This window comes from Thalassospira sp. CH_XMU1458 (assembly GCF_037027205.1).
Lineage (GTDB): Bacteria > Pseudomonadota > Alphaproteobacteria > Rhodospirillales > Thalassospiraceae > Thalassospira > Thalassospira tepidiphila.
The window spans coordinates 1,480,006-1,501,533 of record NZ_JAYMDW010000001.1 but is presented as its reverse complement, the minus strand read 5'-3'; the positions used below and the strand labels follow the sequence as shown (position 1 = coordinate 1,501,533).

The 21,528-nt window shown below is 54.9% G+C and carries 23 protein-coding genes and 3 tRNA genes; 6 read left to right on the top strand and 20 right to left on the bottom strand.

Annotated elements, in window-relative coordinates; all coding sequences use genetic code 11:
• Positions 1-16: 16 nt before the first annotated feature.
• Positions 17-1,564 (bottom strand): CYTH and CHAD domain-containing protein, encoded by a 1,548-nt coding sequence (locus tag WBY09_RS06715; RefSeq protein ID WP_336232300.1) that lies wholly within the window; start codon positions 1,562-1,564, stop codon positions 17-19.
• Positions 1,565-1,983: 419 nt separating this feature from the next.
• On the opposite strand from WBY09_RS06715, the gene WBY09_RS06710 reads away from it, so the two are divergent.
• The gene (locus WBY09_RS06710; protein WP_197145540.1) at positions 1,984-2,439 is read left to right on the top strand and encodes a hypothetical protein; all 456 of its coding nucleotides are present in this window, start codon (positions 1,984-1,986) and stop codon (positions 2,437-2,439) included.
• Between the two features lie 70 nt (positions 2,440-2,509).
• On the opposite strand, the gene WBY09_RS06705 is transcribed toward WBY09_RS06710, so the two are convergent.
• From WBY09_RS06705 to infA, 5 genes are all read right to left on the bottom strand, one after another.
• Positions 2,510-2,585, bottom strand: a tRNA-Phe gene (locus WBY09_RS06705).
• Between the two features lie 117 nt (positions 2,586-2,702).
• Positions 2,703-2,903, bottom strand: a complete 201-nt coding sequence (locus tag WBY09_RS06700) for a DNA gyrase inhibitor YacG (protein ID WP_008891756.1) — start codon at positions 2,901-2,903, stop codon at positions 2,703-2,705.
• Positions 2,896-4,305 (bottom strand): ribonuclease E/G, encoded by a 1,410-nt coding sequence (locus tag WBY09_RS06695; RefSeq protein WP_197145541.1) that lies wholly within the window; start codon positions 4,303-4,305, stop codon positions 2,896-2,898. The genes WBY09_RS06700 and WBY09_RS06695 overlap by 8 nt, the downstream gene beginning before the upstream one ends.
• Before the next feature lie 2 nt (positions 4,306-4,307).
• Entirely contained in the window at positions 4,308-4,889 is a 582-nt protein-coding gene (locus WBY09_RS06690) for a Maf family protein (protein ID WP_197145542.1), read from the bottom strand.
• Between the two features lie 149 nt (positions 4,890-5,038).
• Positions 5,039-5,257: a translation initiation factor IF-1 gene (gene infA, locus WBY09_RS06685; protein WP_007092059.1), complete on the bottom strand. Its 219-nt coding sequence runs from the start codon at positions 5,255-5,257 to the stop codon at positions 5,039-5,041.
• 254 nt (positions 5,258-5,511) lie between these two features.
• Here infA and WBY09_RS06680 point away from each other — a divergent pair, with 254 nt between their 5' ends.
• Positions 5,512-6,006 (top strand): GNAT family N-acetyltransferase, encoded by a 495-nt coding sequence (locus WBY09_RS06680; RefSeq protein WP_197145543.1) that lies wholly within the window; start codon positions 5,512-5,514, stop codon positions 6,004-6,006.
• A 9-nt stretch (positions 6,007-6,015) separates the two neighbouring features.
• Here the strand turns inward: WBY09_RS06680 and WBY09_RS06675 are convergent, their stop codons facing one another.
• From WBY09_RS06675 to WBY09_RS06645, 7 genes are all read right to left on the bottom strand, one after another.
• Positions 6,016-6,462: an arsenate reductase ArsC gene (locus tag WBY09_RS06675; RefSeq protein WP_008891760.1), complete on the bottom strand. Its 447-nt coding sequence runs from the start codon at positions 6,460-6,462 to the stop codon at positions 6,016-6,018.
• A 6-nt stretch (positions 6,463-6,468) separates the two neighbouring features.
• Positions 6,469-6,945 (bottom strand): UPF0262 family protein, encoded by a 477-nt coding sequence (locus tag WBY09_RS06670; RefSeq protein WP_008891761.1) that lies wholly within the window; start codon positions 6,943-6,945, stop codon positions 6,469-6,471.
• 43 nt (positions 6,946-6,988) lie between these two features.
• A complete protein-coding gene (gene hisD, locus WBY09_RS06665) occupies positions 6,989-8,284 on the bottom strand; it encodes a histidinol dehydrogenase (protein WP_336232299.1) in 1,296 nt (431 codons plus the stop codon).
• Positions 8,274-8,933: an ATP phosphoribosyltransferase gene (gene hisG / locus WBY09_RS06660; RefSeq protein WP_008891763.1), complete on the bottom strand. Its 660-nt coding sequence runs from the start codon at positions 8,931-8,933 to the stop codon at positions 8,274-8,276. Before hisG ends, hisD begins: the two co-directional genes overlap by 11 nt.
• Positions 8,934-8,978: 45 nt before the next feature.
• Positions 8,979-10,271: a UDP-N-acetylglucosamine 1-carboxyvinyltransferase gene (gene murA / locus WBY09_RS06655; RefSeq protein ID WP_336232298.1), complete on the bottom strand. Its 1,293-nt coding sequence runs from the start codon at positions 10,269-10,271 to the stop codon at positions 8,979-8,981.
• A gap of 82 nt (positions 10,272-10,353) precedes the next feature.
• Positions 10,354-10,908 carry a dCTP deaminase gene (dcd, locus tag WBY09_RS06650; protein WP_336232297.1) on the bottom strand — a complete coding sequence of 185 codons (555 nt, stop codon included), beginning with the start codon at positions 10,906-10,908 and terminating at the stop codon, positions 10,354-10,356.
• 130 nt (positions 10,909-11,038) lie between these two features.
• Positions 11,039-11,200: a hypothetical protein gene (locus tag WBY09_RS06645; protein WP_336232296.1), complete on the bottom strand. Its 162-nt coding sequence runs from the start codon at positions 11,198-11,200 to the stop codon at positions 11,039-11,041.
• A gap of 201 nt (positions 11,201-11,401) precedes the next feature.
• Here WBY09_RS06645 and WBY09_RS06640 point away from each other — a divergent pair.
• Positions 11,402-11,476, top strand: a tRNA-Thr gene (locus tag WBY09_RS06640).
• 27 nt (positions 11,477-11,503) lie between these two features.
• A tRNA-Thr gene (locus WBY09_RS06635) sits at positions 11,504-11,578 on the top strand.
• 101 nt (positions 11,579-11,679) lie between these two features.
• On the opposite strand, the gene WBY09_RS06630 is transcribed toward WBY09_RS06635, so the two are convergent.
• Positions 11,680-12,711: an NAD-dependent epimerase gene (locus WBY09_RS06630; protein WP_197145545.1), complete on the bottom strand. Its 1,032-nt coding sequence runs from the start codon at positions 12,709-12,711 to the stop codon at positions 11,680-11,682.
• Between the two features lie 235 nt (positions 12,712-12,946).
• Between WBY09_RS06630 and WBY09_RS06625 the strand changes: the two genes are divergently transcribed.
• Together WBY09_RS06625 and WBY09_RS06620 are read left to right on the top strand one after the other, a co-directional pair.
• Positions 12,947-13,690, top strand: a complete 744-nt coding sequence (locus tag WBY09_RS06625) for a putative metalloprotease CJM1_0395 family protein (RefSeq protein ID WP_336232295.1) — start codon at positions 12,947-12,949, stop codon at positions 13,688-13,690.
• A 296-nt stretch (positions 13,691-13,986) separates the two neighbouring features.
• The gene (locus WBY09_RS06620; protein ID WP_008891795.1) at positions 13,987-14,640 is read left to right on the top strand and encodes a response regulator; all 654 of its coding nucleotides are present in this window, start codon (positions 13,987-13,989) and stop codon (positions 14,638-14,640) included.
• A 125-nt stretch (positions 14,641-14,765) separates the two neighbouring features.
• Here the strand turns inward: WBY09_RS06620 and WBY09_RS06615 are convergent, their stop codons facing one another.
• The 6 genes from WBY09_RS06615 to WBY09_RS06590 form a co-directional block, all read right to left on the bottom strand.
• A complete protein-coding gene (locus WBY09_RS06615) occupies positions 14,766-16,730 on the bottom strand; it encodes a hybrid sensor histidine kinase/response regulator (protein ID WP_336232294.1) in 1,965 nt (654 codons plus the stop codon).
• 89 nt (positions 16,731-16,819) lie between these two features.
• Positions 16,820-17,818 carry an acrylyl-CoA reductase (NADPH) gene (gene acuI, locus WBY09_RS06610; protein ID WP_336232293.1) on the bottom strand — a complete coding sequence of 333 codons (999 nt, stop codon included), beginning with the start codon at positions 17,816-17,818 and terminating at the stop codon, positions 16,820-16,822.
• A gap of 94 nt (positions 17,819-17,912) precedes the next feature.
• Positions 17,913-18,272, bottom strand: coding sequence for a YkvA family protein (locus WBY09_RS06605; protein WP_197145549.1), 360 nt, complete (start codon positions 18,270-18,272; stop codon positions 17,913-17,915).
• Positions 18,273-18,308: 36 nt separating this feature from the next.
• Positions 18,309-18,617 (bottom strand): hypothetical protein, encoded by a 309-nt coding sequence (locus WBY09_RS06600; protein ID WP_197145550.1) that lies wholly within the window; start codon positions 18,615-18,617, stop codon positions 18,309-18,311.
• A 91-nt stretch (positions 18,618-18,708) separates the two neighbouring features.
• On the bottom strand, positions 18,709-20,481 hold the full coding sequence (asnB, locus tag WBY09_RS06595) for an asparagine synthase (glutamine-hydrolyzing) (RefSeq protein ID WP_197145551.1): 1,773 nt from the start codon (positions 20,479-20,481) through the stop codon (positions 18,709-18,711).
• Positions 20,481-21,506 (bottom strand): glycosyltransferase, encoded by a 1,026-nt coding sequence (locus WBY09_RS06590; protein ID WP_197145552.1) that lies wholly within the window; start codon positions 21,504-21,506, stop codon positions 20,481-20,483. Before WBY09_RS06590 ends, asnB begins: the two co-directional genes overlap by 1 nt.
• Positions 21,507-21,528: the final 22 nt, after the last annotated feature.

Below are 21,528 nucleotides of genomic sequence, written 5' to 3'. Positions count from 1 at the left end.
CCGGTGCGCCCAGTGCCTATTTCCAGAAAACCTTCTGATCAATGAAATCATGCATGGCGTCTTCGATGCCCTCAAGACGATGATCGGCACGTGCGCCGAACCAGCCCGATATCAGACCGACCGCAATCATCCCGTCTTTTGAAAGTTGTGGTGCGAGTGCCATCAATCGGGCCTCGGCAACGGCGGCGTCCTGAAGCTGGCCCAGGATTTCCTGCATCGTCGTCAATTTACTGCGGAACTTCTTGACCTTTTTCGAACCGTAAATGGCCCCGAAGAACTCGGTCCCATAGCGCATCTGCTTGACATCAAGACGAAGCGCATGAAGCTGCAGCGTCGTCAAACCCGCAACATGGTCACCGCGTTTGGTGACCCGTTTATAGGCCTGCTCCAAAAGCGGTTCGGCCATTTCCGACACCGGTGCGGCCATCGCCTTCATTTGCGCGGCAGTTGCACCTGATGCCCAGCGCGAATAGCTTGCCCACGCGCCAAGCAGCAAAAGCAACTGCCCGTATTCCGGCTGATCGAGCATGTGCCGTGCGTTGGCAAGGGCGGCTTCGCGTTGCTTTTCGGCGGCCTTGCGCAGCTCCGCCACACCTGCGTGATCCGGGAAGCGTTCCTCGATCATTGGAAGCGTCTCGGTCAGGAACACATCCCAGTCGCGCAGCCCATCAAGCCCCTTGCTGCACAGTTTCAGCAACCGGCGGAGCAATACGGCCTCGCCCGCAGGCAGGTTTTTCTTAAACAGGTTCAGGGCAACACGCAGGCGGCGCATGCCAACCCGCATCTGATGGCACCCTTCGATATCAAGGTCCTGACGCACGCAGACCTCGTTGCTGAGGATCATGCGAAGCCCTTGCGCGATCACGGCACGAAACGCGGTTTCCGCCGACATATCCGGGGTCAGTTGTACCGCCGCCGCCCGATATGCACCCGGCCCATTGCCAAGATACAGGTCACGTCCGCGCGATGCCTTGGACCGCATGCTCAGCAACAGCGGCACGGTACGTTGCAGCTCAAGTGCAAGGTCAAACAGGGCTGCCGGATGGCCTTCCTTGAGCTCGAACTCGACCTCGGAGATCGGCACTTCCTTCTCGCCAGATCGGACAACACCCTGATCAATGGCGAGTTCAATCACCGCATCGCGATAGGTCAGATCCACCGCCCCGCGCTTAAGGTCGCTTTCGAAAATGCGGTCGATCTTCTTTTTCTTCACAAACTTCTTAAGAAGCTTTTTGACGTCCTTGTCTGTAAACCGGTCAAGATCAAGAACACCTTCTTCAAGCTCGACCGTCCATTCATTACGCTCGGGCAAGGCTTCACGCAGGCCGTTGGTCGCCTTGATGGTCTGCTCCCAACCATTCGCGCCCTTTTTGCGCAGACGGACCGCCAGGCCCTTTTCAGCCAGCGAGAGTTTCGGCGTGTCGTGATAGATGGAGACAAGGTGCGTGGTCACCAGACGACGACCTTCCTTGACCTCGCGCAGGACCGGCGCGTTTTTAAGACGCGCGACATGTTTCGGATCGATGCGAAGTTTAAGTTCGATCTCGATCTGCTTCTCGGCCATCTGGTTCCCCTAAGCGAGTTATTGTCACAGCGCGACGTCGCGCTGTTCCGCCACCAAGTAGTAACCAATTTTATGTTTCAGCGGGTTGAAACAAGAAGCGGGAATGATGGTAGCGGAATGTAAGATTTTCGCAACAAAAGGCAGAAACGCCCCCAAAATCAAGCCTTAAAAGACCGATCAGCATTTTGCACAACCCTCTGTTTTCATTTGAAAACAAATAGGGGCAATCAGGTTCATTTGATACAGATTGCTTGCACATACCTTGCGCATTCACCCCTGACACAGGCCCCATCAAGTCGTTGATGCAAGGGCGATTCTGAATGGTTGCACCGTCATATATTGATAACAGTTTCGCACCGTTTGCGAATTGCGTTTTGTCAGTTACAGTCTGTTCAAATTCAATCTGCCAGAGGGCGAAGATGCTTAGCCGTAACCACACTTTCAAGACCGCCCTGATCATGGGGATTGCCATGCTGATCAGCGGCTGCAAAACAACAACCACCACAACCGCCCCTGAAATCAGCTATGACGCTTGGCAGGCCAAACAATCTGCATCGACCGTGCCCTACAGCACCAACACCATGGTCAAAATCAATCTGAACTGGTCGCGCATCGGGCCGTTTTCGCGCTATGACACCTGGGTTCGGGCCAATGCCTTTGGCGGAATGTTTGATGTTTATGGCGCGCAGACCTGCCTTGGCAAATTTGTCCGCGATGATCGACTGGCCCCCGCCCATGGCTGGTGGGAACTGATCTGCCAGGATGACAGCTACGCTGCTGGGAAATTCCAGCTGAGCCAACAGGGAAACATTCTGGGCATCGGCAATGCGATCAATGGGGAAAAGGTCGGGTTTGACCTGCCGATCCCGAATTAAATCGACCGGTAGATGAGCTGAAAAACAAAAAACCCGGCCAGAAGGCCGGGCTTTTTTGGCTACCGAAAGATGGTGCCCAGGGGCGGACTCGAACCACCGACACGCGGATTTTCAGTCCACTGCTCTACCAACTGAGCTACCTGGGCAAATCCGACTTTCGTCTCCGTTTCCGGAGTGTTCCCTGCGGAACGAGCGGGGTTATACAAACTCCTTTGGGGCTTGTCCAGCCTCAAATCGCATTTTTTTTGCGATCACGCGTCGGATTAAAATTCTTCTTCATCTTCAAGGTCTTCGAGATACTCGGGTGGCTCGGCGGCGGGGATGGCATAGCTTTCATTCATCCATTTGCCAAGGTCGAGATCCGCACAGCGTTTGGAGCAAAACGGCGTGTATTTTTCATCAGCCGGTTTGCCGCAAACCACGCAGTCGGAGCTGGCTGTTTTCGTTATCTTTTTTTCATTCATGGTGGTTTTTCTCCAACCGATAGGCATCGTCTTCAAGTGTCGGGTCCGCGACAATTTGCGGCGCACCCCCAAATGCATTTGTCAGGATCTGGATCGCATCGGCCTGATCCGCAAGTGCCTTCGCCACACCGGGGTTTACAGACAGATTTACCATCCCGGTCACCCCGTTTCGGCTTTCGGCAACAACGGCGCGCACAACGGCATTCAGCGCAGCATCTCGCAAAAGAGGGGTGTGTTCCTGTTTGGCAAACAAGGTGGCACGAAGCGATTCGCCCGCACGTTGTCGACTGAATTCATAAAGCCCCAATCGCGTGAAGCCACCGATCTGAACCGCACCGTCAAGCTCGCTGCCAAAGGCATCACGGATTGCGGCATCAAACTTGTCGCGCCCTGCCCGTGATTTCATGCGAAGCGGATCAATCACCACAAGACCACCGATGTTGCGCAGTCGGATTTGATGCACGATTTCGGCTGCGGCCCGAAGGTTGACCTCGACCGCACGGGTTTCGCTATCACGCCCGGCATCTGCCCCGGCGGCATTGACGTCAATGGCACAAAGCGCGGTTGCCGGGTCAATCGCAATCCAGCCCCCACCCTGCAACTCGACACGCGGCGCCAAGGCAGCAGCAATTTCGTCTTCGATATCCTGATCATTGAATAACAGTCGGCTGCCCGCATGGCGCGCAAGATTGTCATCCGACTTGCCAAGCATCGTCAGCAATCCACGCAACCGCACGAATTCGTTTGTGCCATCGACAACGCATTGCCCACCCGCCATCAGATGCCGTTCGATCACCTGATCGGTTTCTGATTGTGCCTCGCTGACCAGTTGCGGCTTCGATGCCTCGGACAGGGCCTTTTCGGCCTTTTGCAATTGCGATTTCAGAAGTTTGTATTCGGCAGTGATGGCATCACGCGTCCAGTCGAGTGCCACGGAACGCAGCATGATCCCGTCCTGTCCGGCCTGAAGAGAGCTTAGCAATTCATGAAGTTCGGTGCGCCGATCGCCATCCTTAAGCTTGCGCGGCAACTCGATATGGTTGGCCCCCGGTCGAAGGATCATGCCGACTCCTTCAATCGCGATCCGCCCGGTAAGCTTGACCCCCTTGTCGTCAAAACCAAGGCGGGAGATCTGCACCAGAACCCACTGCCCTTCATGCAGCGGGCCGTTATAGCGATCAAACGGCAAAAGCCCGTCAGGCAGCCCGTCAAGCGCAACCATGGCGGCGGCCATTTCAGGCATCATTTTGGAAATACGGCCAAGATGGATATCAAATCTTGCGGGACCGCCACGATCAATCCACAGACGCGTCAGGCGGTCATTTTCGATCAGAGCCACCCTGCGCTCAAGCGCAACGGCATCAATCAGCAGGCGGGAGTTATGGATGCCGCCAACTGCCATGATCAAACCTCTTTGGGGTGATAGCCAAGGCCGCGCAAAAGACCGTCCACCTCGCACAGCGACAGCCCGACAACGTTGGAGTACGATCCCGAGATCGCCTTCACAAAGGTCGCGGCAAAGCCCTGAATGGCGTATGCTCCCGCCTTGCCCTGCCACTCGTCATGGGAAAGATAACGTTTCAGGTCATCAGAACCAAGGGTTCGGAATTTTACCTGTGTCTCGATCACGCGCGATCGTTCAGTTCCGTCCGGGGCGATCACGCACATCCCCCCGTAAACACGGTGGCGACGCCCGGACAGGAGTTCAAGGAACTTGCGTGCCTCTGCCGCGTCTTCGGCCTTGCCCAGCGCACGCCGGCCACACGCAACAACAGTATCCGCGGCAAGCACAAAGGCCCCGCCGTTGGATTTGGCAACAAAACGTGCCTTTTCCTCGGCAAGACGCAGCGCCAGCCGACGCGGACTTTCATCGCGCATGGGTGTTTCATCGATATCTGCGGGAACGACCTGATCTGGCACAATTCCGATCTGCGCAAGCAGCTCAAGACGGCGCGGCGATGCAGATGCCAATATCAGTTTCGACAAGATGTGGCTCCCGGATATCCGTCCCAGACCATTCCGACCAAAAATGTGATAAATACTCACATTTCGATGCAGGCAACAAAATGCGCCCTGACGGCAAGGGTAAACGCCCCGCCAGACAAGGTCAATTTGCGCTTGGTCGTGGTTTCAGATTACTTGAAACGGAAGGTAATACGACCTTTGGTCAGGTCATAAGGGGTCATTTCGACGCTGACACGGTCACCTGCGAGAACGCGGATACGGTTCTTGCGCATTTTGCCCGAGGTGTGAGCAAGGATTTCGTGGTCATTGTCCAGCTTCACGCGAAACATCGCATTGGGCAGAAGTTCAACGACAGTGCCCTGAAACTCGATAACGTCTTCTTTAGCCATGTGACTCCTAGCTTTCGTATTGCAATATCAAAATACCGGTGGGCGGCAAACTGCTCTGAACCGGGCAAAAGGTCAAGTCCTTTCACGTGTCAGGCGTGGCGTTACAGCACTGCGTTAAACGAATGGCGAAGTCTCTGTACTGCCAAATCGTGCGGAATAAGGATTGCGCGAAAAGAACCGGGTGAGCCCTTTTCGAATGCCGGTATGCGCCCTAAGATGCCGCTATCTTTCCGGCCTTTCATGAAAGTCCCCGCATGACCAATCCTCATACCATTGAAATACGCCTTGCAGAACGTGATGACGCACCGGCACTCCATGCCATGATTTGCGAAATCGGCCAGGCAACGGGATGTGCGGATAAAATTGCAAGCACGCCCGAAGATCTGGCGCGGGATGGCTTTGGCAAGGACCGTGCGTTTGACGCGCTGATTGCGATTGCCGATGACACGCCGGTGGCCATGTGCCTGTTTTTCCCAAGCTATTCAACATTTCGAGGACGGCCCGGGCTTTATATTCAGGATCTTTATGTCGCGCCAGGCCATCGTGGTGGCGGCTTTGCCAAACGTCTGGTGGCTGCGGTCGCCAAACATGCCCGTGTAAACGGCAAATCCTATATCCGGTTGTCGGTCGATGCGGAAAACATGATCGGCCAGCGGTTTTACGAAAAGCTTGGCATGCGCCATGCCGAGGATGAGAAGATCTATGTGCTTGATGGCGCTGCGTTCGAAGCCCTCAGCAACGCGGACTAAACCACGCGATCACATGGTGGGCGCAGGGCCGACCGGGAAGCGATCAAGGATGCGTTTCTTGATCTGGTCGCGCACCTGTCGGTAGGCCTCAAGGCGGATTTCACGTGAACCTTCGACAATCGTGGCATCAAACGTATTCCAGAATTCCACGTCGCACGCCATGGTGCGGGTCATCTCGACCGCCCGGTGCTGGGCCTCAGGGGACATGGTGATGATCAGATCAAAGAAGCCGTCTTCAAGCTGATCAAAGGTTTTGGAATTGTATGAGGAAATATCAAGACCGATTTCCTCCATCACCGCGACGGCGAAGCCATCAAGCTCACCGGCACGCACCCCGCAACTTTCAACATAGATGCGGGTTCCGTGATAGTGACGCATCAAGGCAGCAGCCATCACCGAACGCACGGCATTATAGCTGCAGGCAAAAAGAACCGAGCCGGGGAGTTCTTCTGCCACCGTGCCTTAACCCCGGATGTGAAGGACACAAATCAACGTAAACAGGCGACGCGCGGTATTTTCATCAATCGTCACCTTGTCGGCCAAAAGCTCTCGCAATTGCTCGGAGCCCTCGTTGTGAAGGCCGCGCCTCGCCATATCGATGGTCTCAATCTGGGCGGCACTGGCCTTTTTGATGGCGTCGTAATAGCTTTCGCAGATCATGAAATAGTCTTTGACGATCCGGCGGAACGGCGACAGCGGCACGGGAATGGTCGTCAGGTTCTCGGTATCATCGTCGCCGCGCACATCCATATAGATGCGGTTTTCTTCGATGCGCATATGCACCGAATACGGACCTTCGAAACCGCCAGCCGGTTCGAAATGGTTTTCTTCGAGAAGGTCATAGATCGCCACCGCCTGCTCATGTTCGACCTCAGGACGGCGTCTTACCTTGTATTTCTCGTCAAGATAGATACCGGCAATACACTGGTTTTCTGCCATGGCTCTCTCGCTCCGGTCCCTTCACACGCTGCATTGCAACAGCTTACATCTGGTTTGAACGGATCGCTACCGAAAGTCCATGTGCCTGCAGACCTTCGCTTTCTGCAAGGGCGATTGCCGCCGGGCCGATTTTTGCCAGACTTTCGGGGGTGCACTTGATCAGCGACGAACGCTTGATGAAGTCCAGAACCCCAAGGCCGGACGAGAAACGCGCCGAGCGGGCCGTCGGCAGGACATGGTTCGGGCCAGCAACATAATCGCCGATGGCCTCAGGGGTATAACGGCCCAGGAAAATCGCACCGGCATGGTGAATGTCTTCTGCCAGTGCGTCCGGGTCGTCCACCGCCAATTCAAGATGTTCCGGTGCGATCCGATCCACAAGGGCCGGAGCCTGCGACAGATTTTCGACCAAAACAATTGCACCAAAGTCGCGCCAGCTTGCTCCGGCGATTTCTGCACGCGGCAGTTTTTCAAGATGCTTGTCGATTGCGACCTGCACGCGATCGGCAAATTCCGCGTCGTCAGTGATCAGGATCGATTGCGCGACCGGGTCATGTTCGGCCTGCGACAACAGATCTGCTGCCACCCAGCTTGGGTCATTGCTGCCATCGGCAACCACCAGAATTTCCGACGGGCCCGCAATCATATCAATGCCGACCTGACCAAAGACACGGCGTTTGGCCGCGGCAACAAACGCATTGCCCGGACCGACGATCTTGTCGACAGGCGCAATCGTTTCGGTGCCATAGGCAAGGGCCGCAATCGCCTGCGCCCCGCCAATGCGGTAAATCTCGTCCACACCGGCAATTCGGGCCGCAGCCAGAACCAGCGGGTTCATTTTATTATCCGGGGTAGGCACCACCATAACAAGGCGTTCGACACCGGCAACCTTGGCCGGAATGGCATTCATCAGAACCGATGACGGATAGGATGCCAGACCGCCTGGAACATAAAGCCCGGCTGCGGACACCGCACGCCAGCGCCAGCCAAGCTCAACACCGCTTTCATCGGTATAGCGTTCATCGGCCGGCATCTGCTTTTCGTGGTAGGCACGAATGCGCTTTGCCGCCAATTCCAGCGATTTGAGAAGGTCTGCGTCAATGTCGGCAACCGCTGCATCGACCTCGGCCGCGCTCACCGCCATGCCGGATGCGTCGATACCAAGGCGATCAAAGCGGTTGGTGTAGTCGCAAACAGCTTCGTCACCGCGATTGCGGACATCGGCGATGATATCGGCAACAGCCGCATCAACATCGGCATCCGATTCGCGTTTCATGCCCAGAAGCTTGACGAAATCTTCTTCGAAGCTGGCGTCAGTAATCGAAAGCTTAAGCGGCATTGAGCACCTCGGAGAAACGGTCGATCCAGGGCTGGATATCGGTCGGGCGGGTTTTCAGCGCGGCACGGTTGACGATCAGACGCGACGTCACATCGGCAACATGTTCGATTTCACGCAGGCCATTGGCCTTAAGCGTGTTGCCGGTCGAGACAAGGTCAACGATACGGCGGCACAGACCAAGTGTTGGTGCCAGTTCCATCGCGCCATTCAGCTTGATGCATTCGGCCTGCACGCCCCGTTTGGCAAAATGGGTGCGCGTGATGTTGGGATATTTGGTCGCGACCCGAACGTGGGACCAGCGCGACGGGTCATCGCCCTCAATCATTTCTTCGGGTTCGGCAACGGCGATCCGGCAATGCCCGATGTTAAGATCCAGCGGCGCATAGATATCCGGATAGTCAAATTCCATCAGGACGTCATTGCCGCAGACACCGATGTGGGCCGCGCCAAAGGCGACGAAGGTTGCGACGTCAAAGCTGCGCACACGGATGATATCGATATGCGGATGGTTGGTGGCGAAACGAAGCGCACGGGATTTCGGATCATCAAATGCCGCTTCCGGTTCGATCCCGGCGGATCGTACCAGTGGCATCACCTCGTCAAGAATGCGCCCCTTTGGCAGGGCAAGCACCAGCTTTTCGTCACTCATCAATCAGTCGCCTTACGCGTTTTCAGTTATCCGGTAGACCTGATATCAGGCCGGAACCCGGACACGTTCGATCTGCGCCCCGCAGGAGCTCAGTTTTTCTTCAAGCCGCTCGTAACCGCGGTCCAGATGGTAGACACGGTTAATAACCGTCTCGCCCTCGGCTGCCAAGCCTGCAAGCACCATGGAGACAGATGCACGCAGATCGGTTGCCATGACTTCAGCCCCCGAAAGCTTTGCACTGCCGCGTACAATCGCCGAACGGCCATGCACGTTGACATCAGCACCCATGCGGCTGAGTTCCGGTACGTGCATGAAACGGTTTTCGAAAATGGTTTCGGTGATCATCGACGCACCATTGGCCACCGACATCAGCGCCATGAACTGGGCCTGCATATCGGTCGGGAAGCCCGGATAGGGCTCGGTCATCACATCAACACCCTTAAGCGTCGCACGGTTGCCGCGCACCTTAAGGCCATCTTCGGTTTCTTCAACTTCGACCCCGGCTGCGCGCATCGCATCAACAAGGCTGTCGATCAGTTCCATACGGGTTCCGGTCAGCTCGATCTCGCCGCCGGTTATGGCAGCTGCAATTGCATAGGTCCCGGTTTCGATACGATCTGGCACAACCGAATATTCCGCACCATGCAGGCGCGGCTTGCCAGTAACTTTAAGGGTATCGGTTCCGATGCCTTCGATCTCGGCCCCCATGGCAACAAGGCAATGCGCAAGATCGGATACTTCCGGCTCACGCGCGGCGTTGGCAATGGTCACAACACCGTCCGCCAGCGATGCGGCCATCAGCGCATTTTCCGTCGCGCCCACCGAAACCTGCGGGAACAGGACATGGCCGCCTTTCAGGCCGTCGGGTGCGCGGGCTTCGATGTAGCCCTCGGCCAGGTGGATTTCAGCACCCATGGCTTCAAGCGCCTTAAGGTGCAGGTCAACCGGGCGGTTGCCAATTGCACACCCACCAGGAAGCGACACACGGGCAACACCACAGCGCGCGACAATCGGACCAAGCACCAAGACAGATGCACGCATCTTGCGCACCAGATCATAGGGTGCCGTGGTCGAGGTGATTTCCTTGGCAGTCATTTCAAGAACGCGACCGGTATGGCCACCATTGGGGGCATGCCCGTTCAGATGCAACGCGACACCATGCTGGGCCAGAAGATTGGCCATCGATGTGATATCTGCCAGATGCGGCAGGTTCGAAAGGGTCAGGGTTTCATCTGTCAGAAGGGCTGCTGCCATCAACGGCAAAGCCGCGTTTTTGGCACCGCCGATTGCAATTTTGCCCTGCAGCCGGCGACCACCGGAAATCTTGATCTTGTCCATTCAGTCCTCTTTGTACTGCGCGCGATGGCGCAGCGAACGCGTGTCTTGGCGTATACACCACCAGATTGTTGCCACCCCTTTATCACAGGCGCGGCAATGTGACACCTTTTTGGCCCATATATTTGCCTGCGCGATCCGCATAGGAGGTATCGCATTCACTTTCCGCCTTGAGGAAAATGAACTGACACGCCCCTTCATTGGCATAAATGCGCGCCGGAAGCGGTGTGGTGTTGGAAAATTCAAGGGTCACATGCCCTTCCCATTCGGGTTCAAGCGGTGTGACATTGACGATGATGCCGCACCGGGCATAGGTCGATTTCCCCAGACAGATCACCAGCGTGTCGCGCGGGATGCGGAAATATTCCACCGTGCGCGCGAGCGCGAAACTGTTGGGCGGGATCACGCAGACGTCGGTCTGGCGGTTAACGAACCCGTCATCGGAAAATTCCTTGGGATCGACGATGGCCGAGTCGACATTGGTGAAAATCTTGAACTCGTCGGCGACACGGGCGTCATAGCCGTACGAGCTGACACCGTAGGAAATCACACCATCGCGTTTGAAACCGTCGACAAACGGTTCGATCATGCCCTTTTCCAGCGCCATCTGGCGTATCCAGTGATCCGGTCTTACCGACATTGTGCCACCCCTGTTTTTGCGAAAATCCCAACCACGTTCAGCACCCACGGTTTTACCCGCCCGCGGGCCTCAAGATCAACCAAACGATGCACGCGCCAATCAAAGCGAAGGTGAAAAATGACGCGCGTGATCAGTCCTCAGGTTTTTCGTCTGTAACTGGACCTTGTGGATCGCTTTTGCGTGAGCGTTGCTGTTGCTTGCGCTTGGCCAGATTGGCACGCAGGGCTTCGGCTTCGCGTTTTAAGCGTTCCTCGTTTACGGCCGGACGCATATCAGATTTTTTGGCTGTCATGGTGCAATCAAAGTTCCGTCAGATTTATGCGGGTTTGAGCGATTGGCCTGTTATAAAACAGCGCGCGAAAAATTACAGCCGATCTTGACGAAAACAGGGCGAAAAGGCCTGACATGGGAACAATCGAAAAACTTCGCATAATTCAGGCTTGACCAATTACAGATACGTGGCCTATAACCCGCCCGCACCGCAAGGGCTCATGCTGCTGTAGCTCAGGGGTAGAGCACTCCCTTGGTAAGGGAGAGGCCGGGAGTTCAAATCTCCCCAGCAGCACCATTGCCCACCGGTCAGCCTGTTTATCGGGCTGCTGTAGCTCAGGGGTAGAGCACTCCCTTGGTAAGGGAGAGGCCGGGAGTTCAAATCTCCCCAGCAGCACCATTTTCCGAATACATTCAAAAATAACGTTGGCAAGCCCGCATCAAAGTGATGCGAGCCTACATGGTGTTTATTTGTCTGGATATTAAGGAAAGTCGCGCGCTCTAGCCGTAGAAAGCGCGATACCACTCAACAAAATTGCCGATACCGGTTTCAATCGAGGTAGCCGGCTTGAAGCCAACGGCATCGGTCAACGCATCAACATCGGCGTAAGTCGCCGGAACATCGCCATCCTGCATCGGCAGCATGTTTTTCTCTGCCGTCTTGCCCAGTGCCTTTTCGATCGTCTCGATCATATACATCAGCTCGACCGGGCTGTTATTGCCGATATTAAACACCCGATAGGGTGCCGAACTGGTTGCGGGATCGGGCTTGGCCGAATTCCAGTCGGGGTTCGGCTGGGCAACAGTCGAGATGCAGCGATAAACACCTTCGACGATGTCATCGATATAGGTAAAGTCGCGACGCATCTTGCCTTCGTTAAAGACGTTGATAGGGCGCCCTTCGAGGATCGCCTTGGTAAACAGGAACAGCGCCATGTCCGGGCGCCCCCACGGGCCGTAGACGGTAAAGAAACGAAGACCGGTCGTTGGCAGACGATACAGATGGCTGTAAGTGTGGGCCATCAGTTCATTGGCCTTTTTTGACGCAGCATAAAGGCTGATCGGGTGATCAACATTGTGATGAACGGAAAATGGCATTTCGGTATTCATGCCGTAAACCGAACTGCTTGATGCATAGACCAGATGCTTCACATTGTTGTGGCGGCAGCCTTCGAGGATATTGGTGAAACCAACCAGGTTGGCATCGATGTAGGCATGCGGGTTTTCAATCGAATAGCGCACCCCGGCCTGAGCCGCCAGATTGACTACATAGGTTGGTTTTTCGGTGGCGAACAGATCAGCGATGCCTTCGCGATTTTCGAGGTCCATTCGGACGAACTTGTAACCCGGCTTGCCTTCCAACCGTGCGAGACGCGCCTCTTTGAGGTTGACGTCATAATAGTCATTGACGTTATCAAGTCCGACAACAGTGGCCCCCTGTTCCAGCAGTTTCAGGCAAAGATGGGAACCGATAAAACCGGCGGCACCCGTGACAAGTACCTTTTCATTGGCCGGAATGATGAAGTTGGACATGCGCGTTGGAATTCCTGATTGAAGTACAGCATGAAGCGCGCCAGGCGCCGGTTGGAAATTCGGGATTTTTGATACCAGCAAGGGTACGGATGCGCAAGCCATCAACCGTGACAATGCGCCTCAAGAGCCTTACACCAAAGGCCGTTTATTGCGAGCCGAGACTCCCGGTCATTTTTCTGCTATGGTGTCTTTTCGTATAGGTTTCGTCTTAAGATTACGAGCGACGTAAAGACAGATGATTTCAGCTGGTCAAACCATAGCCAACCCGAATGGGGGCGGCTTGGGCGTTATCCTGAATGTTCGGGAAATCGCGCAAACTGCTGATGGGCGTGTTTTGGCCGAATATGAGGCCATTGAAGTCCAGCGTCAGGGCGGAAATGCGTCATCTGTTTCGCCATATGCCATTGCTGGCGCCGGCTCAGACGGCGCACGCACACGGATTGTTGATCCACGTACCCTGACCGAGGCACAAGCAGTTGCTGGCGGTGTCAGCCGTGCGGAATACCGCGAGGCACGCGAAACCAATTCGGAAAACGGCAACACCACAAATGGTACTTTGTCCAGTCAGGATCTCGACCCGGCTGAAGAAGCTGTCGTCAATCAGTTGCGCGCCCGAGATTCAGCTGTACGCCAAGAGGAAGAGGCCCATGCCGCTGCTGCCGGGCCTTATGGCTCTGCGCCGCAATACACATATCAGATTGGTCCGGACGGTAACGCTTATGCCATTGGTGGTCACGTTGATGTAAGCGTATCACTGTCTGGCAGTGCGGAAGATCGTGATCGTGCGCTGGCCACCTTGCAAAATGCAGCACTGGCACCAAACGCACCATCAGGTGCCGATATGGCAGCCTTCCGCCAGGCAAGCCTGCAAAGAGCAACCAGTGATGGTATTGATACAAACAATACTACCAAAGAATCCGCACGTAACGAGGCGTTGTCTAAAAACGGCGCGCATCAGAATATATCAATTTCTGTATAACTTTTCCTATCGCGGTTCCTTCTGATCCCCTGATATACTATTCGATGCGCGATGAAATACTTATCCTTGAGTTCGGATACCTATTCACTTGGATAGATGCTACTATCAAAAACTATCCTGCCGTTTGACAGGGACACCGTTTTGTTGAATGCTGCGCTCGCGTCCGGGGGGGACGCTTGGATTGAAAATATCAGAATCGCGCGAAACCATATTATTGCAATTGTGGATCGCGTTTCCGAGGTCGCTGTCCCAATTTATTTCAGTGAGCTTTGGACAAGAACAGGTACGGCATAAAAATGAACATCCTGCTAGCAGACGATCACGATCTCGTCAGAGACGGGATCACTTCCTTCCTAAAACTCGCAGCGCCGGAAGTTGAAGTCGCGCAGGCGAAAGACTTCGCAGAAGCACTTGCCGTCGTTGACGGAGAAACCAACGTCGAACTGACCATCCTCGATCTGAACATGCCTGGCATGAATGGATTGTCCGGTTTGACCGTCATGCGCCAGAAACATCCTGAAATTCCGGTGGTTATTCTTTCAGGCTCGGTTAAACGCAGCGACGTTCTGAACGCACTGGAACATGGTGCGTCGGGATATCTGCCCAAGACGCTGTCAGGTAAATCCCTGATCAACGCCCTGCGTTTGATTCTGTCTGGCGAAAAATACATCCCGTCTGCATTGCTCGAAGACGATGGCACGCAGATGCGCCCGGGTGAGATCGACCTTGACGGCCTTGCACCAGACAACCCCTTGCGGCAGTTGACCAACCGCGAGCGCGAAGTGCTGGGTCTTCTGACCAAGGGCCTTTCCAACAAGGAAATCGCCAAACAGCTAACCGTTCGCGAAATTACCGTGAAGGTCCATTTGACCGGTATTTTCAAGAAGCTCGGTGCTGCCAACCGTACACAAGCGGTGAAGATTGCCATGCAATTGGGCTGGGAAGCCTGATCGCTGCCAAATCCAGGCAAAAAAATCAGAAAAAGCCCGGCACAATGCCGGGCTTTTTCTTTATCAATTTAAATCATAACTCCACTGGCAGCCAAAAGTCTATTGCGGATGCCTGCGGGCCAAACTTAAGCCGCGAACACTTCACAAAGCTCATCAAGTGTTGCCAGAAGTTCCTTTAGGTTCAGCGGCTTTGACATCACCGTCACCGGTGCATCTGGTCCGTCTTCATCCTCAACCGGTCGGTCAGCGTCGCCCGGGTGCCCGGTCATAACAATTACCGGCAGTGCGGGATTGCGTTCCCGAAGTTCCTTGACCAAGGCGTTGCCATCCATATGTGGCATGCGAATGTCGGTAATCAGGATGTCAGGCTGCACAACACCCGCAATCGCCAACGCATCTTCACCGTTACTTGCGGCGGAAACGTTAAAGCCCTGTGCTTCAAGATATCCTGAGATGATTTCCATGGCATCAAGTTCGTCATCGACGACAAGCACGCGAATTTTGCCGCGTGCTGCGGCATTCGGCGGCACCTTGGTCAGCCAGCCGTCCTCCTGACCAGCGTCGGAATGATGATCCACCTTCGTGGTATCGGCATCCGCAAGCGGCAGAGTGATTTCAAAGCAGGCCCCGTCACCCTCATTTCGCACATCAATTCGGCCGCCCATGGCCTCGACAATGCCAAAACTGACCGACAGCCCAAGTCCGGTTCCCTTGCCAACATCCTTGGTCGTAAAGAACGGATGAAACAGCAAGTCAATGGCGGCTTCCGGAACACCGCCACCATTGTCGTTGACAGCCAGTTTCAATGACTTCCGCGCTTCGTCAACCATTGCGCTGACACGGATCAAACCACCGATACTGCCGGCATCATCACCGCTTTCGTTGATGGCATCGCGCGCGTTGCTCAGCATATTGACCAAAACCTGTTCCAACTGAACCTGTCGGCCATTGACGAAACAGCGCTGCCGGGGGGCGACGACATCAATTGCAATGCCCGACAATCTGCAATCATGTTCGACCATGTCCACGGCGCGCTCAACGGCTTTCATGACGTCGAACGGCGCAAAATCATCGTCGTCCGGACGGCTATATATCTGAAGATGCTTGATGATCTCTGACATGCGCTCTGTTTGGGAACTGATGAGCGCCAGTCTTTCGCGCTGAAAGGCTGGTTTCACGGCATCCAGATCATATTGCAATGCGCAGGTATCTGCAGCCATCCGGATGACGTTCAGCGGCTGATTCATTTCGTGGGCAACGGATGCTGCCATTTCGCCAAGCGTTGCCAGTTTGGACGTTTGAATCAGTTGACGTTCAACTTTGCGTTTATCCGTAACGTCTTCTGCAAGCATCAGCATGGCTGGTGCCCCCTCGTGGGTGAAGGCAATGGCCGAGACTTCCAGCTCGACATTTTCGCCTTCCGGGCGTTGGCAGATGATTGTGAAGTCCGCACGCCCCGGATACCCGTTTCGATAGCGCGAAATATACTCTTCAAGCGTTTCGCGGCTTGAGGGATGCACCATTTCCATGAAGGATCGCCCGACCAGCTTATCACTGTCGCGCGCACCCAAAATGCTGACGCCCTGCTGGTTCATATAGACGATCTCTTCGCCACTCAGGACAGAGATCAGTTCTGGTGCCAGCTCGACCAGTTTACGATAACGCTCTTCACTTTCCTTCAACGCGCGTTCGGCGCGCGACCGTTCGATCGCATACCTGATGGAACGCCGGATTGTACGACCATCGGGAAATTCCTTGGTCAGATAGTCTTCGGCGCCATGTTGAAGGGCTTCGAACGCAAGTTCCTCGTCCTTGTGGCCAGTCAGGACGACGACCGGTGCGGCATTGGCACAACTGCGTACACGGCTGATGGTCTGCACGCCAGACGAGTCCGGCAAGGTCAGATCCAGCAAAACAACATCAAACAGTGCATCTGGGCCGTCACCATTCAGCACCGCCATCGCGGATGCTAGATCGCTTCGATGCTCGATATCAAACGGCTCGCCGGTTTCTTCCAGCAGGGTACGCACAAGAAACGCATCCCCGGGATTATCTTCAACAAGAAGAATTCGGAACCGTTGTTCAGGCATCACGTTCATTTCCAGCTTTCAGAGACACGGGTTTTCGTGCCGCATCGCACGGATCGAAAACCCGTTGAGTCTGCATGGTTTTGCGGGTGCTAGCAATCCTGAACATCAACAAGCAGACGTCCCTGCACCTGCCCTTTGAGAATCTTCTCCCCCCATGGCAGAATATCGGACAGTGCAACTTTCGTTGTTGCAGCTTGCAGTTGATCCTTCGGCAATTCGCGCGCGAGGCGCTGCCAGGCACGCACGCGTGTCTCGTAGGGACACATGACCGAATCAATCCCGATCAGCTTCACACCGCGCAACAGGAACGGGATAACAGTTCCGGGCAAATCCGGACCACCGGCAAGACCGCAGGCGGCAACGACACCATGATATTTCATCTCGGAAAGAACGTGGGCAAGCGTCGTGCTACCGACACTGTCGATTGCCCCCACCCATCGTTCCGTCAGCAGAGGTTTGCTGGTATCGGTCAGTTCATTGCGATCAATGATCGTACTGGCACCGAGATCACGGAGATACTGATGCGTTTCGGCGCGTCCCGTCGATGCGGCAACCCGATAGCCAAGCGCAGAAAGTATTGAAACAGCAACAGAACCAACGCCCCCGGCAGCCCCGGTCACAAGGACTTCGCCATCCTGCTTTGTCGACACACCCTGATCTTCCAGTGCCATGACTGCCAGCATTGCGGTGAAGCCCGCCGTGCCGATTGCCATTGCCTGTGATGCATCAATTCCGGCGGGCAACGGAACAAGCCAATCGGCCTTCACCCGTGCAAGCTGGGCATAACCGCCCCAATGGGCTTCACCAACCCGCCAGCCAGTCAGCACAACTTCATCGCCGGGCTTATAACGATCATCGGCTGATGAAACGACTTCGCCAGAAAAATCAACGCCGGGCACATGGGGATACGTGCGCACAAGCCGTCCTAATCCGTTCAGGACCATGCCGTCCTTATAATTGAGAGTTGACCATTTGACCCGAACCAGCACTTCTCCTGCGGGCAGGTCATCTGTCGTCAGGTTCTTGAATTCTGCTGTAACGCTTTTTTCTTTCTGGTCCAGAACCAGTGCGCGAAATGATTCAGCCATGGGATCCTCCCGATCTGTTCGGATGATCGATCAAGAGTATGGTGCCCACCACCGTGCGTCAAACACGCAGGTTACATCCGACAAGAGGGATTGATCAATCAGCCGCGGGAACGCTTGCAGGTTCAAGCGAGGTATCCGTACCCCCCAAAACCGCAACAGCGATGACCACAATCGCCAGAATGCCGAGATAGACCAACAAGCGACGCGACGTGGGCTGTTTTTGCAAGTCGTCCCGGACCACTTCACATTGCACATAGTCAGGCAGGCTTCGATAGGACAGCCATCCCAACAAAGGCACGATCACAAGATCATCCAACCAGCCAATCCCGACCAAAACATCGGGCAGGAAATCAACAGGACTGACCAGATAAACCAGACCGGTCAGTAATAGAAGCTTGGATTTCAGTGCCACATCTTTGCGCATCAAAGTGCGCAACAGGTTGGGTACGATCATCCAGACCGAAGCTTTTCTCAAAGGCAGTTAACCGTTTCAACGATGCAGTGGCGTGACATAGGCAGAGTAAGCAATCCGCATTGCGCGCGCAAACTTTTCACGCTGCTCAGCACTGGTCGCCTGCTCAGTCACATCAACCCCAATTGATCCGCAATCAATCGTACATTTGGCATAGACAGTGGTCGGGAGCTTGAATTCATATGTCGCGCCCAGTGTCGCACTTTCTTTCAAGGGCAGCGCCTTAATCGATTTCGCGTGTAAATCATTCGGCGGTACAGTCATCCATGCCAGCAACAATGCAAAACCAAGAACCGCCAACATCGCCAGTTTATCAAGATACAGCATCACTCATGTCCCAACAGCATATCTGTTAATTGTTATTTGCAATTAAGAAATGCCGGAGCGAGTGATTTGTTCCCGTAAAAGTTAAGACGTCTTAACTTTTTTGAAAACTGGCGAGTGTTTCGAAAACGTCCGGGCAAGGCGCATGCCCGAGAACATTCGCCTGATGCCAAAGCGCATAGAACAGCAAATGCCAACAAGCCGCACCTTCACGTTTGCCCGGAGTGTCGAAAAGTTTTTCCACCCTGTCGGCATCTGCGATCTCGATAATGCCTGCCTGCCGGGCGACCAGCGGTCCCAACTCCTTGCCACGCGCTGCAATCCATTCTGAAACCGGAACCGTGAAGCCGCGCTTCTTGGCAAACGGCTTTGCCATCGGCAGACAGCGTTCCAGCCAACTGCGCAACAGGAATTTGCCAACGCCCTTTCTGACCTTGAGGCGGTCGGGAAGTTGGTAGGCGAACTCGGCGACAACCGGATCAAGGAACGGTGTGCGCCCTTCAAGACCGTGCGCCATCAGCATGCGATCAAGCTTGAGCAACAAATCATTGGGCAACCAGTCGGCGCAATCCACGGCCTGAGCAATCGCCAGACGCGACCGTTTCCCCCGGCTTTCACGACTTTCGGACGCTGCAATGCCATCGCGCCACCCCTCCAGAACACCGGGCCGCAAGACATCGATCTTATCGAACGTCCCCTTGGAGCGCATCACACGACCGCCCAGTAAAAAGGGGCGCATGACCGACCGGTACCGACCGTAGCCGCCAAACAGCTCGTCACCACCCTCGCCCGACAGCACAACCTTGAAATCGCGCGCGGCTTCCTTGGCTAGCTTGTAGGTCGGAAGAATGGCATAATCCGCTGCCGGATCATCCATTCGCGCAGCCACCTCCGGCAATAGCGTCCAGAAGTCATTTTCGGAAAACATCACTTCGATATGGTTGGCGTTGCATGCCTTGGCGACCTCTCGGGCGAGTTCGCGTTCGTCATGCACACTGCTGGCTTCAAACGCTGCAGTATAGGCCGTTACCGGTCTCTCATTAAGCCGGTGCATCATACCAAGCAAGGACGCACTATCGACCCCGCCCGACAGGAACATGGCATAATCGACATCAGATCTTTGGTGTAGCCGAACCGATTCCTCGAACACCCGGTCCCACTCATAAAGCGCACTTTCCAGATTATTCCCGGTCGCACCTGCATCACTGAGAACCTGACGACGCCGGCGCTCGACAATCCGTCCGTTTTTCAAAACGATGGTTTCACCGGGCTGCAGTCGTTTGATCCCATCAAGGATCATGTCCGCGCCTGTGGTGAATTGCACCTGAAGCAACTCGTACCGGGCATCCTCGCGTACTTCCCGACCAACAAGGCCGGCAGCGACCAATGCCTGCGCTTCGGACGCGAATGCGAAATATTCAGGGGTTTCAACGTAATATATCTGCTTGATACCAAACGGGTCGCGACACAGAACGACCTGATTATCGACCACATCATGAATGGCAAAGGCATACATGCCACGCAACTGATCAAACCCGCCAATACCATCGCGCACGAATTTGCGAAGCGCAGTCTCGCTGTCTGAATGGGTTTTAAAGCCCTCTTCACCCAGATTTTTTCTGAGCTCCAGATAGTTATAAATCTCACCGTTGGCGATCAAAGCACTACCATTTTCGTGGTAAAGCGGCTGGTCACCAGTATTGAGATCGATAATTGCCAAGCGTGTCTGGATGAAACCGACGGGGCCTTTGATATAGCGCCCGTCACCATCTGGTCCGCGATGCCCCAATGCATCACGTAAACGATCAAGGATTTCAGGATCAAGGGATTGCTTGTCCTTGGCGATATAACCGGCAATTCCGCACATTAAGGTGCAACCTCGTCAAAGAAAGCCTTATATCGCGCGACCACGACATCCTCGGTAAAGTTGGCATCAAAAGCCGCACGCCCATTTGCCGACAATGTGTCTGAAAGCGCCTTATCGTCAAGGACTGCGCGTAAATCAGACGCCAACGCAGAAACATCTTCAAGTGGAGACAGCAATCCGCTCTCGCCCGCTTTGATCAATTGCATTGGTCCCTGACTGGCCTGTGCGACAACCGGTTTGCCGTGAGCCCATGCCTCAATCACCATGTTGCCGAGCGGTTCATGTCGCGAAGAGGCGCAAAAGACATCACAGGTCGCAAAGAGATTGGCCACATCGCGACGCCATCCCAAAAACCGGACACGATCCGCCACACCACATTCGGCGGACAGTTTCAGCAGCCCGTCCTTGAGATCGCCTGCCCCTGCGATCCAGAGATACGCGCCGGGGACATCAACCAAGGCCCTGATCAATGTATCGAAGCCCTTGTTTTCGTGAAGGCGGCCCAGCCCAAGAATTAGCGGTGCGTCGTTTGGAGTGTTGAATTCCAACCGGTCAAGCTGTGTGCCTGGTTTTGCGTCTACAAAGTTCGGTAGATAATGGGTCCGCTCAGCAGGCCACCCTTCACGCACCAGATAGTCACAAATATCGCGCGTGTTGCCAATCAGATGATCGCAATCACTGAAGTTCTTGAGCTTGTAATAACCGCCAAGCCGGGCGACCTTGGTGAAATTGCCTGACGGCGTCATCCGGCTGGCACGGTTCATCCAGCTCAGAACGATCTTTGGCTTGTGCTTTTTGATCTGCTGGCGCAACGCCCACGGAGTTCGCAAATCAAGACGCCCGCCAAAAGGCAGTTCATCAAATGAAACACTATTTTCGGCGAGAACGGTGTTCCGGCCTTCATTCGGCCTCACGATACAATGTTGATCGATGCCAGCCCGCTGAAAACCGCAGGCAAGACGCACAAAGAACTCCTCCGCGCCGCCAAATGGGCTTCCGGCCATGGTTTGCAGGAGCATGGTCATTGGCAGTTCTCCGATGCGCCTT